Source organism: Capnocytophaga sp. H4358 (assembly GCF_002302515.1).
Classification (GTDB): domain Bacteria; phylum Bacteroidota; class Bacteroidia; order Flavobacteriales; family Flavobacteriaceae; genus Capnocytophaga; species Capnocytophaga canis.
The window spans coordinates 832,260-847,457 of the sequence record NZ_CP022380.1; the positions used below are offsets into that span (position 1 = coordinate 832,260).

13 protein-coding genes are annotated in these 15,198 nt (G+C 36.3%); 1 reads left to right on the forward strand and 12 read right to left on the reverse strand.

Annotated elements, in window-relative coordinates:
* Positions 1-24: 24 nt before the first annotated feature.
* The 10 genes from CGC49_RS03590 to CGC49_RS03635 form a co-directional block, all read right to left on the reverse strand.
* The gene (locus tag CGC49_RS03590; RefSeq protein WP_095912673.1) at positions 25-2,049 is read right to left on the reverse strand and encodes a M3 family metallopeptidase; all 2,025 of its coding nucleotides are present in this window, start codon (positions 2,047-2,049) and stop codon (positions 25-27) included.
* Between the two features lie 82 nt (positions 2,050-2,131).
* The gene (locus tag CGC49_RS03595) at positions 2,132-2,833 is read right to left on the reverse strand and encodes a DUF4197 domain-containing protein (protein ID WP_042009060.1); all 702 of its coding nucleotides are present in this window, start codon (positions 2,831-2,833) and stop codon (positions 2,132-2,134) included.
* Positions 2,834-2,896: 63 nt separating this feature from the next.
* Positions 2,897-3,604 carry a beta-carotene 15,15'-monooxygenase gene (locus tag CGC49_RS03600; RefSeq protein WP_157908988.1) on the reverse strand — a complete coding sequence of 236 codons (708 nt, stop codon included), beginning with the start codon at positions 3,602-3,604 and terminating at the stop codon, positions 2,897-2,899.
* A 237-nt stretch (positions 3,605-3,841) separates the two neighbouring features.
* Positions 3,842-4,720, reverse strand: coding sequence for an ACP S-malonyltransferase (gene fabD, locus CGC49_RS03605; RefSeq protein WP_095893432.1), 879 nt, complete (start codon positions 4,718-4,720; stop codon positions 3,842-3,844).
* A 124-nt stretch (positions 4,721-4,844) separates the two neighbouring features.
* Positions 4,845-5,366 (reverse strand): isopentenyl-diphosphate Delta-isomerase, encoded by a 522-nt coding sequence (gene idi / locus CGC49_RS03610; RefSeq protein ID WP_042005935.1) that lies wholly within the window; start codon positions 5,364-5,366, stop codon positions 4,845-4,847.
* Positions 5,367-5,558: 192 nt separating this feature from the next.
* The gene (locus CGC49_RS03615; protein ID WP_042005923.1) at positions 5,559-6,086 is read right to left on the reverse strand and encodes a DUF192 domain-containing protein; all 528 of its coding nucleotides are present in this window, start codon (positions 6,084-6,086) and stop codon (positions 5,559-5,561) included.
* Between the two features lie 2 nt (positions 6,087-6,088).
* Positions 6,089-7,039: a prolipoprotein diacylglyceryl transferase gene (lgt, locus tag CGC49_RS03620; RefSeq protein ID WP_042345102.1), complete on the reverse strand. Its 951-nt coding sequence runs from the start codon at positions 7,037-7,039 to the stop codon at positions 6,089-6,091.
* 5 nt (positions 7,040-7,044) lie between these two features.
* On the reverse strand, positions 7,045-8,544 hold the full coding sequence (gltX, locus tag CGC49_RS03625; protein ID WP_095911856.1) for a glutamate--tRNA ligase: 1,500 nt from the start codon (positions 8,542-8,544) through the stop codon (positions 7,045-7,047).
* Positions 8,545-8,730: 186 nt separating this feature from the next.
* Complete coding sequence (locus tag CGC49_RS03630) at positions 8,731-9,552, reverse strand: ABC transporter permease (RefSeq protein WP_095911857.1); 822 nt, start codon at positions 9,550-9,552, stop codon at positions 8,731-8,733.
* A gap of 7 nt (positions 9,553-9,559) precedes the next feature.
* Entirely contained in the window at positions 9,560-10,459 is a 900-nt protein-coding gene (locus CGC49_RS03635) for an ABC transporter ATP-binding protein (RefSeq protein ID WP_095893437.1), read from the reverse strand.
* A 266-nt stretch (positions 10,460-10,725) separates the two neighbouring features.
* Here CGC49_RS03635 and fucK point away from each other — a divergent pair, with 266 nt between their 5' ends.
* Positions 10,726-12,150, forward strand: coding sequence for an L-fuculokinase (gene fucK / locus CGC49_RS03640; protein ID WP_095893438.1), 1,425 nt, complete (start codon positions 10,726-10,728; stop codon positions 12,148-12,150).
* Between the two features lie 120 nt (positions 12,151-12,270).
* On the opposite strand, the gene CGC49_RS03645 is transcribed toward fucK, so the two are convergent.
* On the reverse strand, positions 12,271-14,229 hold the full coding sequence (locus CGC49_RS03645) for an OmpA family protein (RefSeq protein ID WP_095911858.1): 1,959 nt from the start codon (positions 14,227-14,229) through the stop codon (positions 12,271-12,273).
* Between the two features lie 31 nt (positions 14,230-14,260).
* Positions 14,261-15,181 carry a type IX secretion system membrane protein PorP/SprF gene (locus CGC49_RS03650; RefSeq protein WP_095893440.1) on the reverse strand — a complete coding sequence of 307 codons (921 nt, stop codon included), beginning with the start codon at positions 15,179-15,181 and terminating at the stop codon, positions 14,261-14,263.
* Positions 15,182-15,198: the final 17 nt, after the last annotated feature.

Below are 15,198 nucleotides of genomic sequence, written 5' to 3' on the forward strand. Positions count from 1 at the left end.
TTTTGATTATGAATGTATTATGTTTTATTTTACAAGTCCGGCACGTTTCATCAGAGCGTCGGGAGAAGGCTCTTTTCCGCGGAAGCGTTTGTAAAGTTCCATTGATTTTTCACTGCCTCCTTTGCTGAGGATATGTTCTTTAAAACTATTTCCTACTTCTCGATTGAAAATTCCTTTTTCTTTGAACACTTGAAAAGCATCTGCATCCAATACTTCTGACCATTTGTAGCTGTAATATCCAGCGGCGTATCCTCCTTGGAAAATATGTGAAAAGGCGGTCGAAATGCAAGTGTCATCAATTTTTGGGTATAATTCCGTTGGTGCAACAGCCTTATCCTCGAATGATTTAATGTTTTTAATTGTATTCGGATTTGAATTGTGCCACGCCATATCCAAAACGCCAAAACCTAACTGACGCATGGTTTGTAATCCTTCCATAAAAGCAGATGATTCTTTAATCTTATGGACAAGTTCCATGGGAATCAGCTCGTTAGTTTCATAGTGTCTTGCGAACAATGCTAAGGTTTCTTCCTCCGAACACCAGTTCTCCAATACTTGGCTTGGGAGCTCAACGAAATCACGCGAAACGCTGGTTCCACTCAGATTAGGATATTTGGTATTGGCAAGAATTCCGTGCAAAGCATGTCCAAATTCGTGGAAAAGCGTACGCAATTCGTAGAAACTAAGCAATGAAGGTTGGGTTTGAGTGGGACGTGTAAAGTTACAAACGATAATCACGTGAGGGCGAGAATTTACTCCGTCTTTAATATACTGATTTTTGAAAGAGGACATCCAAGCACCGGCTCTTTTTCCTGGTCTTGGGAAGAAATCCGTGTAGAACAGAGCTACATAGTTCCCTTTTTCATCGGTAACTTTGTAGGTTTCAACTTCTTCGTGATATTTCTCAATGTTATTTATTTTTTCGAAATTAAGTCCGTATAGTCTATTGGCTACTTGAAACATTCCGTTAACGGCATTGTTAAGACTGAGGTATGGCTTTAGTTTCTCATCATCAACATTGAAACGTTTCTGCTTTAACTTCTCGCTGTAAAACGTAAAATCCCATTTTTGGAAATCTCGAATGCCGTCTCTTTCTAAGGCAAAGGCTTTGAGTTCTTCCAATTCACGTTGAGCGGCGGGTTTGGCTTTTTCTAACAAATTGTTTAAAAAGTTGTTTACCGTAGTTGGATTTTCAGCCATTGTTTCCTCCAAAACAAAGTCAGCGTGAGTTTTGTAACCTAATAAATTGGCACGTTCATGACGTAGTTTAGCAATTTCTAAAGCTATTTTTTGGTTGTCATTATTGTTGTTATGGAAACCACGACTACCGAAAGCGATAAACATTTTTTTGCGAAGCTCTCTGTTTTCGGCATATTTTATAAAAGCACTGTAGCTTGGAAAATCTAACGTAAATACCCAGCCTTGTTTTTTGCGGTCAGTAGCAATTTGAGCTGCAGCTTCAACAGCAAAGTTAGGCAATCCTTTAAGGTCATTTTTATCGGTAATGTGCAATTCAAAAGCCTGTGTTTCAGCTAATACATTCTCCCCGAAGAGCAGACGTAAACGCGACGTTTCTTTATCAAGTTCACGCAAACGCTCTTTGTCTTTTTCTGATAGATTGGCTCCATTGCGAGTAAAGCCTTTGTATGTTTTTTCTAATAAAGTGGCTTCTTCGGGCGATAGTTTTAATTTTTTACGTCCGTCATAAACCTTTTTAACTCGCTGAAATAAACTTGTATTTAATCGAATATCATTGGAATAGTCGCTCAACAAAGGAGAAATGCTCTGAGCAACTTTTTGTAAATCTTTGTTAGTTTCGGCACTGTTTAAATTGAAGAAAATAGCTGTGATTCTGTCCAATTCTTCACCATTGTAAGCCAACGCTTCGATAGTGTTTTGGAATGTTGGTTTTTCTTTTGAATTGGCAATCGCATCAATTTGTTTTAGACTTTCGGCGATGGCTTTTTCGATAGCAGGTTTAAAATCTTCTGCCTTAAACGCACTAAAAGGTGCCGATTCGTACGATGTTGTAAAGATGGGTTCTCTCATAGATTGTTGAGCTTGTAAACTACCGAATGAAGCGATAGTGCATAAAGTTATTATCTTTTTTTTCATGAACATAATAGTTTTATTAGTCTTGCAAGGCAAAAACTGATTTCAATAATGGAGTGGTACGTGCTGCCACGTTGGTTCGGATTTCTTTCTCTTTGTCGGCTACTTTTGTAAAAAGTCCGTTGATAGCTTGTTTGGTAACATAAGTTGTTAAATCGGCTTCAACAGGAGTTGTTAAAGGCAATTGATTGTAACGATTTATCAAGTTACTCCAAATTTTGTCAGCTCCCACTTGGCTTAAAGAATTCTGTATTTTGGGTGCAAAAGCAGCTTCTAAAGAGCTAAATGTGTTGTTTTTCAAGTAAGTAGTTGCTGCATTATTATCTCCTTTCAAAATACCCATAGCATCGTTAATGGTCATATTTTTGATGGCGGAAACAAAAATGGGTTTAGCCTCAGTTACGGCATTTTCAGCAGCTTTATTTAATACCTTTAGTCCTTCATCAGCTAAGGCTCCTAAACCGATTTTTCGGAGTGTAGCATCCACTTTTTGCAACTCGGCAGGAAGTAAAATTTTTACGGCTTGATCTTGGAAATAGCCTCCATCCTTACTAAGTAAGTCTACCCCGTTAGAAACACCAATTTCTAAAGCCTGTTTCAATCCATCAGTAATATTAAAACCTGTGGTTGAAGATGTTGAATTGATAACTTGCTGCAATTCAGCACAACTATTCAATGTAAACGATGCTACAAAGAGCAGAGGTAAAGCGATTTTTTTCATACTATTCAATTTTATATTATTCTATTATTTTATAAACACTTTGCTAAACCATAAAGCTGATTTTTATCTTTTGGTTATTGCATACAAAGCGTAATTTATGGCATAGAAGAATGGTAGAGTAAAACATATTCCAACAACAAAAACTAAGATTCCAGAAAACCCCATAATGATTCCAAAAGCTAATGCTAACAAAACCGTGAACATGAATGGTGCAATACGCGCTGAGCTTTGTCTCATAGCATCAACCAGTGATAGATTTTCAAATATTATTATAGGGATTGTTAGTGTTACCAACAATGAAACTAATATGGAAATAGAAACGTTTGCTGCATCTAAACCCAGAAAGTTCAAAAGTATGGAAATAATCGTTTTTACGGCTGTGATCACCAAAACAGAACCTAAAATTCGAGCCGTATAAGGAGAGTTGTAAAATGAAAATAATTGTTTCATCGTTGGAAGCTCATTTTTTTGCACAGACCCAAAAATGCTATAAAACCCAGCAGTCATAGGAGCTATTATGCAGTTGATGAGCAACATAAATACTGTGAATTTAATTTGAAAGTCAGGTGAAATAAGAATACTTTGAAGTTGTTCAGGTGTTTGTATAGTAAAACGAGAAATCTCTTCCAAAGGAATGCCTAACAGCATCGGGAAAATAACAATATATAATCCAGTTATGACCAGAAACAAAACCAACATCCCTAAAGCGTTTACTAAGATAGAGGTGCGGAAAACTTCCCAAGCGGTTTTAAAGATATAAGCAATCGACACTTTTGTATATTTTTTTTACAGATGCGTTCCTATTTGGATATGCAAAAATACATGAAATCAAACAAGGAACAAATATATGGAATTATATTGAAAAATAGGAAAATAAGTAATTGAAATCTAATTTTTAAGATTTCTACTATTCGTTAAACAATTGTTTTTATCAAAAAAAATGGGATTTATGAATTTCTGCTAAATCCCATTTGTTTTTATTACGGTAATAAATACATTTTTGTAAAACTACTCAGCTGAACTTACTACAGCGTCTTTATTAATTTTTTTAACCAACCCTTGCAACACTTTGCCCGGACCCACTTCAATAAATTCAGAAGCCCCATCTTGAATCATTTGCTGTACGCTCTGTGTCCATTTCACAGGGGCAGTTAGTTGCTGGATAAGATTCTTTTTGATCTGGTTTTCATCACTGACGGCTGTTGTTGTTACATTTTGATACACAGGACATATAGGTTTACTAAAGTGCGTATTCTCAATAGCCTTTGCTAATTCTTCCTCGGCGGGTTTCATCAATACTGAATGGAAAGCCCCTCCTACAGGTAGCACTAATGCTCGTTTAGCTCCTGCGGTTTTCATGGCTTCACAGGCTTTTTCTATAGCACTCAATTCACCCGAGATCACCAATTGCCCAGGACAGTTGTAATTTGCAGGAGTTACAATACCTTCGATGGATTCACAAACCTTTTCTACTACGGCATCATCCAAACCTAATACGGCAGCCATTGTTCCTGGTTGTAGTTCACATGCTTTTTGCATCGCCAAAGCCCGTTTGGAAACGAGTTGCAGTCCGTCTTCAAATGACAGAGTTTTGTTAGCTACCAGTGCCGAAAATTCTCCTAATGAATGCCCTGCAACCATTTGAGGACGGAATGATTCCCCTAAAACCTTACTCAACACTACGGAATGTAGAAAAATGGCAGGTTGCGTCACTTTCGTCTGTTTCAAATCCTCCTCTGTCCCGTTAAACATTACTTCTGTGATTGAAAAACCTAAAATGTCATCGGCTTGTTTAAAAAGTTCCTTGGCTACGGTTGACTTCTCATATAAATCAAGTCCCATACCAACAAATTGAGCTCCTTGTCCTGGAAAAATATATGCTTTCATAAGTATATCAATTTTATTTTTTATAATCTATTTTAAAAATAAAGATTCGTATTTTCAATTAAAACCTACATTGCAAGAATCTAAGATTTATATATTTATGTCTTAGAACCCGCAGAACCTTAAATTACTTATTAACAATTAAGTAATCATAAAACCTATCAAAGATGATTTTAAACCACTCGGTGTATTTTTGAGGATTTGCATCAATATCAATTTTCACCTTTTCAGGGGTTTCCCATTTCCAATCGGCAACTTCTTGAGAATTGATTTGAGGTGCGTGGTCGTAAAAACCAAGCAATACGTGGTCAAATTCATGCTCTGTAAGTCCGTTATCAAAAGGCGCCTTATATATAAACGATATAACATCTTCCAATTCGGTGGTAAAGCCCATTTCTTCTTGTAGTCGTCGCTTACCTGCTTCGATATTACTCTCATTTTCACGCTGATGACTACAACAAGTGTTTGTCCACAACCCTGGTGAATGATACTTATGTAATGCACGTTGCTGCAACATCATCTCGCCTTTTGCGTTCATCACAAACACCGAGAAAGCCCTGTGAAGCAAAGCTTTTTGATGTGCCTCTATTTTTTCCATCAACCCGATTGGATTGTCGTTTTCATCAACTAATATCACTCGCTCTTCCATAGTTTTCATGGGGTTATGTTTTATTCTTAACGTAAAAGAGTCGTTTCCCAAAATATTAGGTTAATCCTCTAATTATTTGATCGGTTTCTTACACTCATGTAAGTTTAAGATATGCTTTTTATTTTTGATTTTCAGTAATTTAAATAAAATAGAATTCTACAAAAAAAATGAAGTTTTCGAAAAAAACGTTACCTATTTTATAAGTTGATACGTAATGTTATCCCCTACATCAATACCCCATTTATCGGACAACCCGCCATTGATTTCCAGAACATACATTGCTGGTGCTTCTGAAGGCATTGACGACTCATCATAGGGTTTAGCTCTTTTTACAATGCTAACTATCTGCAAATCTTTATTTAAATAGATAATATCCAACGAAAATTCTGTATTTTTCATATAGAAGGAACGAGGCTCCTCCTCTTTAAAAATAAAAAACATTCCTTGGTTTTCGTCCATTCCTTTACGATACATCAACCCTAAGGCCCTTTCATTAGGTGTATCAGCCAATTCTATATCTATTTTACGTACCAATTCCCCTTGTTTGAAAATCGACACTTCCGCTTCTTTAGTAAATTCTATTTCAACCTCTTTGATTTCAGAAAAAGTCATTGTTTCTTGCTCCTTTCCTGAAAAAAAAGCGGGTAAAACATATGCTAAAGCTGCAATTACAAGTATTCCTAATGCTAAAGGAACAAAATATTTTCTAAAAAACTCCATTTCTACACCTTTTTTCTAAATAATAAATAAAATCCTACTACAATAAAAGGCAAACTCAACCATTGTCCTGTTGACAAAAGCCCTAAGGTGCTTTCAAATCCGCCTTGACTTTCTTTGACAAATTCCACTGCAAAACGAATACCCCAGAGTAACACCAAAAATAACCCGAAAATGAAGAAAGGTTGTTTTCTTTTGTCCGTTTTCCAGTAGGTGAACCACAAAACCCAGAACAAAAGGAAGTAGCCTACCGCTTCATAAAGTTGTGCGGGGTGTTGATATGGAATAGCTGCCAACACCTCAGAAAAACGCGGATCGTTAGCAATGAGATGAAAGGCTTCTTTAGGAGAGCTTTGTCCTGTAAGCTCCATGGCTTGTCGGGATGAGATTTCGCCTCCTTGTACAAATTTTACCCCTAATGGATAACTTGAATCTACCACTTTTCCATTAATTTCCGAATTAAAGAAATTCCCCAAACGAACAAACATTCCCCCTATGGTAATCGGAATTACGATACGATCCAGCACCCATGAAAGGGTAATATCTTTATACTTACGTATATAAAAAACCATTGCAACAATAATTCCTATGGCTGCTCCATGACTTGCCAGACCTGCAAATCCTGTAAACTCCCATCCTTTGATAATCCCGAAAAGACTTTCGTTCGGATTTTTACGAATCGGCAGGAAAATTTCTAAAATATTATGTTGAAAATAATCCCAATTATAGAAAAAACAATCTCCGAGACGAGCCCCTACTAAGGTAGCCACAGCAGTATAAATCAATAAGGTATCTAACTGCTGTAATGTTTTTCCCTCATTGAGATATATCTTTTTCATTACGTACCACCCGAGACTGAATGCAACTAAAAACATCAGGCTGTAATAACGAATGGCAATTCCTCCGATAGAAAAGAAAATCTCATCAGAGTTCCATATAAAATTTAACGCTGTCATCTTTTTTATCCATTTATTGATTTAATAGCTTCTATTCGTTGTAGAGTCTCCTCTTTTCCAATTACTTCCATAATGTCGAAAATGTGAACACCTTTCATTTCACCAACTAACGCCAAACGTAATGGAGGCATAACTTGTCCGAAACTATATCCTTTTTCTGTAATATGATTTTTTACAGCTTCTTCTAACGGAACAGATGAAAAATTGGAAGTTTCTTTGATAATTTGAGCTACTTCGGTCAAAATTTGAGCTGTATTTTCTTTCCATTGCTTTTTCATCGCTTTATCCTCGTAAACGGATGGTTTTTGGAAAAAATAACTTCCTAATTCCCAAAAATCGGACACAAACGTAGCTCGTTCTTTTATCAAATGAACGATTTTTTCGACCTTATCCGTAGCAATAGAAATCCCTTTTTCTATAAGGATTTTCGAGAAATCGTCTGCCAATTCTCTGTCAGACTTCTTCTGTAGATATTGGTGGTTAAACCATTTGATTTTTTCAGGGTCAAAACGAGCCCCTGCCTTATGAACTCGCTCCAAATCAAATAGTTCTATCAATTCATTCAAAGAAAATATTTCCTGATCCGTACCTGGATTCCAGCCTAAAAGTGCTAAAAAATTTACTAATGCCTCAGGAAAGTAGCCTTCCCCCTTGAATCCTTTGAGTGGAGCATCTCCCTCTGTCCAATCTAGTGGAAAAACGGGGAATCCCAACTTGATTCCGTCACGTTTGCTGAGTTTTCCGTTACCTACGGGCTTCAAGATTAGGGGCAAATGAGCAAACTGCGGAGCCTCCCATCCAAAAGCACGATATAATAGCATGTGTAAAGGCAAGGATGGTAACCACTCTTCCCCACGGATAACGTGTGAAATTTCCATCAAATGGTCGTCTACAATATTTGCCAAATGATATGTCGGCATTCCATCACTTTTGAATAATACCTTATCATCCAAGGTTTTGGTATCGATGATTACCTCTCCACGTATTAAATCATTCATTTTCAGCACTTCTTCAGGCATTTTAAAACGAATCACAAATTCATCACCACGGTCAAGGCGTTGTTTAACTTCTTCTTCTGTAAGGGATAATGAATTCTTTAGTTGAAGACGAGTTTGCCAGTTATAAATGAACGTTTTTCCTGCAGATTCGTATTCTTTACGCTGATTGTCAAGATCTTCAGCCGAGTCAAACGCATAATAGGCTTTTCCTTTCTGAATAAGCTCATCAGCATACTTTTTATAAATTTCTTTTCGTTCACTTTGGCGATAGGGAGCATGTTTACCTTCTTTACCAACGCCTTCGTCAAACGGAATGCCACACCAGTTTAATGCCTCAATGATGTACTGCTCAGCTCCTTCTACGTAACGAGTTTGGTCTGTGTCCTCAATACGAAGAAGAAAATCTCCTTCATGTTTTTTAGCAAATAAGTAATTGAACAATGCGGTACGTACGCCTCCTATGTGTAAAGCTCCCGTTGGACTGGGTGCAAATCGAACTCTTACCATATGTTTTCGGTATTTTACAAATCAAGAATGCAAAGGTATAAATTATTCGTAAAATAATTAAAAATATTTCACCCAAATATTTTTTAGAAAATTAACCTCTAAATGTGATTTTTATTTGTACTCAATGCCATAAAGAAGCATATATCAATTAACAAAAAACAAGTTTTGGGATAATTCTTTCGTTTTTTATAAATCTCTATTTTTTATGATTTTGTAGGACATTAATACGAAAAGAATTGTCCAACAACAAACAATCAGAATATCAGAAATTTGCACTGAAAAATCATACGGAATATTTATTCCCGTTTCATTAGCAAACTCCTTGATACCGTTCATTCGGGTAAAAGGTTGTTTGATAAGGTTGGACATGGCTTCCAGTGGCAAAATCCGCTTGATGATGCCTAAACTTTCGTGTCTTTGAGAAAAAATAGTTAAAAATTGCTCAATAACATACCACAACGCCAAAAAACCTAAAGAAAAAGCTGATTTTCGGGTCAGTACGCTAAAAAACAAACACATTGTAAAGAAGCCAACTAATTTTACGAAATAAGCTAATAAGTATTCTAATTGAGAAAAAATGATAAGTATTTCATCATATTTTGAATAAATTAACCCTAATACTAAGGAAACTAAAAAGACTACAAGTGTAGATATGGCAGAAAATAATACTATGGTCAGAAACTTCGAATACACAAACTCTTTTTTGCTCAAACCATCAATAAGGTTTTGCTTTAAGGTTTTGTTACTGTATTCATTAGCAACCATAGAAACCACTACAATAGCAAAAAATAATTTAAAGAAAGCTGCCATGTAGGTGTTGAAATGCCATACAAATGGGAAATCAAAAATACCTTGCTTTGCTAAATGAAAAACGAAAGCTCCAAAGTCAATTTTTACGGTTGCAAATAAGGCTAAAAAGGCGAGTGAACCAAAGTAGGCTATTATTAAAATACGACTACTTTTGCTGTTCCATATTTTTATAAGTTCTATTTGTAATAATCGAAGCATAATAATTTTAATTTGTATGATTAGTTAATTTAAGGAATTGATTTTCAAGACTTTCCTTTCGTTTTACTAAGTGGGAAAGTACGTAACCTTTTTCAAAAAGTCGTTTATTCAATTCTTCAGAAGGAATGTCGGTTTTCAAATAAGCTCGAATTAAATTTCCTTCAATGGTAATTTTATCAAATTGCGTGAAATCTCGTAAAGCTTCTTGCAATTTTTCATTGTGCTGGGTAGCTAACTCAAAAAATCCGTAATCGTTGAACATAGCGTCGACACGTCCGTTGTAACGCATCTTTCCTTGTTGTAGTACTACCACGTGCGTACACACTTTTTCTACCTCATCCAATAAATGCGATGCCAATAACACGGTTACTCCTTGAGATGCAATATAGCGTATGAGTTCCCTAATTTGGTGTATTCCCTGCGGATCAAGACCGTTGGTAGGTTCATCTAAAATTAAGATTTCGGGGTCATTAAGGAGTGCAGAAGCAATTGCTAACCGCTGCTTCATTCCCAATGAAAAAGCTGAAAATTTACGATCTTTGACTTCCCACAAGCCTACTAATTGCAATTTTTCTTGGATTTTATCGGTTGTAGCTCCCTTAATTTTGCAAACCAAACGCAGATTTTCATAAGCCGACATATACGGATAGAAATTCGGTCGTTCGATGATGGCTCCTATACGTTTTAGAGCCTGTTGATTAGATATATTTCCATTAAACCATTGATATTCACCCGAAGTTTTATTCACCACATTGAGAATCATTCCCAAAGTTGTGGATTTCCCGCTTCCGTTAGGCCCTAACAACCCGTATATACTGCCTTTTTCAATTTGGAACGAAACGTTATCTACGGCTACGAAACTACCAAACTTTTTTGTTAATTGCCGAATTTCTAAAATTGTTTTCATTTCTTGAACTGCTATTTTATGCAAATGTACAAAAAAGTAGTTAAAACCAAATTGCAGTTTATTTTTAGTGTGTTTTAGGAGATTGTATTTCTTTATAGATTTTAGCTACAAATTTAATGTCTGAATGCCAATGTAAATCCATTTATTATTCTTATCTTTGCTTTGAACTGAACCAAAGGATGTAATTGAATTTTATCGCAACTTTTTCAAGTGAAAAGATGAAAAAATAACTTCAAACTTACTTTCCTTTATAAAATTTTAAAAAGATGAAAAATCCATTAGCCTTACTTTTTGATTGTGGAGCTACTAATGTACGTGTAATAGCCATGGACATACACGGAAATATTGAAGCTTCTCAATCCTATCCTAACCAAACCGAAGCCGATCCTCATTACGAAGGCGGACGTATTTGGAATGTTGACGCTATCTGGGAGAAACTGTGCAAGGCTGCTAAAATCGTAACTTCACAAATCGACACCTCTCGAATTGTAGGGGTTGCTACCACAACCTTCGGCGTGGACGGAACGCTCGTAGCCGAATCAGGTGAATTGCTCTATCCCGTCATCTCTTGGCAATGCAAACGCACCGACTCCATTATGGAAAACATCGGTAATTATATCCCTGTAAAGGAACTATACACAACATCAGGAATTTTACCGTACAGCTTCAATACCATTAATAAATTAATATGGTTTAAAGAAAATCACCCCGAATTGCTACAGCATCCAAAAGTTCAATTTCTTTATATGCCGTCGCTACTAAATTTCCGTTTAACAGGTAACAAATTGAATGACAGCACAATGTCAGGAACATCAATGCTTACTGACTTATCACAACGGAACTACTCACAAAAAATATTCAATGCACTCGAACTTCAAATATCCCTTATGGGAGATACAGCCTCAGCGGGAACAAAAGTTGGGAGTATAACCTCCCGAGCCTCTATTGAAACAGGAATTCCTGAAAATACACCTGTTTTTTTAGCAGGACACGACACCCAGTTTGCTATCATTGGTTCAGGAGTAGGAATGAACCAACCTGTACTCAGTTCAGGTACGTGGGAAATTTTGATGTCTCGAACCCAGCACTATACTGTTTCTGAAGCAGAATTTGGCTTAGGGCTGACCACAGAATTAGACGCCGAAGAACACACCTACAATATTGGTGTAAATTATTTAGGATCAGGAGTTTTAGAATGGATTCGACGAATGTTTTACATGGATATTCCTCAGGAAGATGTATATTCGGTGATGATTTCAGAGGCCGAAAAAATTCCGATGGGATGCGAGGGAGTACGCGTGAATCCAGATTTTCTGGATAAAGAAAATGGTTCAGAAGGAGCTATTATAGGCATCACCCTGCAAACTACAAGAGCTCATATCTATCGAGCTACCTTAGAAGCTTTGGCTCATAAATTAAAAAAAGCCCTACAAGCTGTTGAAAAGGCAGGAAATTTTAAAGCTGAATACATTACTTGCGTTGGAGGAGGCACAAAAAACAAGCTATGGAATCAGCTACGAGCCGATATTTGTGATTTACCGATAAGACTAATCAAACAGAAGGAAACCACTGTTTTAGGATCATCGATGTATGTTTTTAAAGCAACAGGATTTTTTAACTCCATTGAAGAAGCTCAAAGTCACTTAGATTATCAACCTGAGATAATTTACCCATCTTCAAGAAATGTGTAACAATTTTCCAAATGATTATTATTGAGGGGAATGTAGCATTCAATATTAAATAGTCGAAAATGAAAGCCTCTGAAAGTGAACATACTTTCAGAGGCTTCTGGTGTAATAAAAAAACAATAACTATTTCATCTCAATAATGATAAATTCACTTCGGCGATTTGCTTGATGTTCTTCCTCAGAACATGAAACACCATCCGAACAACCATTAACTAACTGAGTTTCTCCATATCCTTTTCCTGTGATACGACTCTTATCTATTCCGTTATCAATAATCCATTTTACTGTAGATTTGGCTCTTCTGTCGGACAATGACAAGTTATAGGCATGTGACGCTCGGCTGTCGGTATGCGAACGAACATCAATTTTTATATTCGGATGTTCTTTCATAACTTGAAGAACCTTAGCTAATTGCACTTCAGCGTCAGGACGAATATTCGATTTATCTAAATCAAAATAAATTTCCTTAATATTCAATACTTTTGCCAAATCAACGTCTTTCTCAATTTTAACAACTCGTGGTTTTAACATGATTTCGTAATACACTTCTCTATCATTACCCGTTGTAGTTACTTTTACTTCGGCTGTTTCAAATCCTTCTTTCTCCCCTTTTAAGTAGAAATGAGGTTCTTCACATCTGATTAAATCTCCTCCGAAAGAGAAAGCTCCTTGTTCGGTAGCCGTTTCGGATTTCAATAATGTCATATTTTTGCTTGACAATAAAACTTTTGCATTTGGAATAATCTCATTAGTTTCTGAATTTTTAACCACTCCTCGCATGATTTTTGAACAGTAAAACTGTAAAGGAGAACGCTCATAAAACGAATAAATATCATCTTTTCCTTTTCCTCCTGGACGATTTGAAGTCAAAAATCCTATCTTTTTATCGCTGTCAATTACAAAACAGAAATCATCATCGGCACTGTTGGCAGGCATACCAATGTTGATTGGTTTTGAAGTTGTTCCATTGTCATACAGCTTAACCGCAAAAATATCCAAACCTCCCAAACCTGGAAATCCATCTGATGAATAATACAGTATGTTATCTTTTGAAATGAAAGGAAACGACTCACGTCCCGTGGTATTAATCACATTCCCTAAATTTTCAGGTTTTCCATAACCATTTTCTAAAATCTTTACACGGAAAATATCAGAAGTTCCCAGAGTTCCTTCCATATCCGAAGCAAAATATAAATACTGCTCATCAGAGCTTAACGCTGGATGTGCCACATTGTAAGCATTGCTGTTGAAAGGCATCTCAATCACATTGCCCCACTTACCGTTAGCGTCTTTAGTCGCTCGTAAAATTTTTAAGAGAATAGTATTTTCACTATTCATTCTTACTTTTTTATTCACATAATTATTACGTGTGAAATAAACGGTATTGCCATCCTTAGTAAAGACAGCCGTAGATTCGTTGAATTTTGTATTAATATCCGAAGGAAAGAGATGTTTGTTTGACAAAGTAATACTGTCCTGTTGTGCTATGTATAAATCGTAAAAACTCTCGCCTGTCCATTGTGAAGTTTGCTTGAACATACTACTATTACTCGCTGCAAAAATAACCTTATCTCCACCATAGAACGCAGCTCCATACTCTGAATGCTCTGTGTTGATATCCGTATGATACAATTCCATACGATTCGAATTATCTTTGATAATCTCTTGATAATTTCTATTCTCTTGGAATAATATCGCCCTCGTATCATTCGCATCTGTCAACTCAACAAACTTAACCATCATCCTATCAGCCTCATCATAACGTTCCGCCGATTTTAACGAAAGTGAATAACGGTAGTAGTATTCTGGTTCGATTTTGTATTCTGAATTGGCAAATAATTGTTCATACCAAACCAATGCTGCCGTATAATCAGCATTGAAATAATACGAATTACCCAAACGCTCCAACAACTCCTGATTCACAAAACCCTTCTTAGCTATACTTTCGTATATCTTAATAGCATCTACATAAGCATAATTCTGATACAAATCATTCGCCTTCTGTAATTCCTTTTCCTGTGCAAAAATATTTGCCGTTATTCCTAATAATAGAAAAAACAATAATTTATGGTATATTTTCATAGTATGATTACCTTCAAGATTTAAACTTTAATTAGAAGAAACGCGGAGACACAACCTTTTTGTACATCTTCACCAATTCGTAGCGTAAAAAGATTTCATGAGAACCTGAGTTGTAACGAGAAAGTTCTGTCGTCTCAAAATCATAACCGTAGCCTATAAACCAACGATCATTCACCTGAAAACCTGCCATCAAACTCACTGCAGCTGACCAACGCCAAGCAGCTCCAAACACAAAACGCTCATTAAACATGAAATTTGCAGATACATCCAACTGCAAAGGAGCTCCATAAGACATCTTTGACAATACAGCAGGTTTGAACTTGATATTATCACTCAAATCAAAAACATATCCCCCTATCAAGTAAAAATGTTGGGTGTTTTTCAATACAGAAACCCTACGATCCTTTGACTCGTAAATCTCTGTCTCCAACAAATTAGGAACCGAAAAACCTATGTAATACTTATCCGAATACCAAAAAACACCCGCTCCTACATTCGGTGAAAATATAGTACTATTCTCCGAAAAATGTGTGTCTGATGGATCGTACAAACGAAGTTTATTATAATCCAAACTAAAAATCTCTGCTGTACCCTTTAAACCAAAAGCTAACTTCGAATTATCAAAATTCAAAGTATACGAGAAATCTAACATAAAACTCGTATTGGTTTGTGGCCCTATTGCGTCATAGAACAACGAGTACCCCAAACCTACGTTTCGCAAACGCTCCTGAGGAGCATGATAACTAATCCCTCCACTGCGAGGAGCTCCATCCAAACCAATCCACTGTGCTCGGAATATTCCAAAAAAACTATCAACACCACGAGACCCCGTATATCCCGGATTAAACATCATCGTGTTGTACATGTATTGTGTGTACTGTGATTCTTGTTGAGCAAAAACCATTGTGGCAAACAGCAACATCACCACTGAAAAAAGATTTCTTTTTTTCATATCGACTTATTTATGTT

Excerpts from the sequence above, each read along its gene's own strand:
- CGC49_RS03595 (WP_042009060.1), bottom strand. The coding sequence starts at position 2,833 with ATGAAAAAAATCGCTTTACCTCTGCTCTTTGTAGCATCGTTTACATTG.
- fabD (WP_095893432.1), bottom strand. The coding sequence starts at position 4,720 with ATGAAAGCATATATTTTTCCAGGACAAGGAGCTCAATTTGTTGGTATG.
- gltX (WP_095911856.1), bottom strand. The coding sequence starts at position 8,544 with ATGGTAAGAGTTCGATTTGCACCCAGTCCAACGGGAGCTTTACACATA.
- CGC49_RS03645 (WP_095911858.1), bottom strand. The coding sequence starts at position 14,229 with ATGAAAATATACCATAAATTATTGTTTTTTCTATTATTAGGAATAACG.
- idi (WP_042005935.1), bottom strand. The coding sequence starts at position 5,366 with ATGGAAGAGCGAGTGATATTAGTTGATGAAAACGACAATCCAATCGGG.
- lgt (WP_042345102.1), bottom strand. The coding sequence starts at position 7,039 with ATGACAGCGTTAAATTTTATATGGAACTCTGATGAGATTTTCTTTTCT.
- CGC49_RS03615 (WP_042005923.1), bottom strand. The coding sequence starts at position 6,086 with ATGGAGTTTTTTAGAAAATATTTTGTTCCTTTAGCATTAGGAATACTT.
- CGC49_RS03635 (WP_095893437.1), bottom strand. The coding sequence starts at position 10,459 with ATGAAAACAATTTTAGAAATTCGGCAATTAACAAAAAAGTTTGGTAGT.
- CGC49_RS03650 (WP_095893440.1), bottom strand. The coding sequence starts at position 15,181 with ATGAAAAAAAGAAATCTTTTTTCAGTGGTGATGTTGCTGTTTGCCACA.
- CGC49_RS03630 (WP_095911857.1), bottom strand. The coding sequence starts at position 9,552 with ATGCTTCGATTATTACAAATAGAACTTATAAAAATATGGAACAGCAAA.
- fucK (WP_095893438.1), top strand. The coding sequence starts at position 10,726 with ATGAAAAATCCATTAGCCTTACTTTTTGATTGTGGAGCTACTAATGTA.
- CGC49_RS03590 (WP_095912673.1), bottom strand. The coding sequence starts at position 2,049 with ATGAGAGAACCCATCTTTACAACATCGTACGAATCGGCACCTTTTAGT.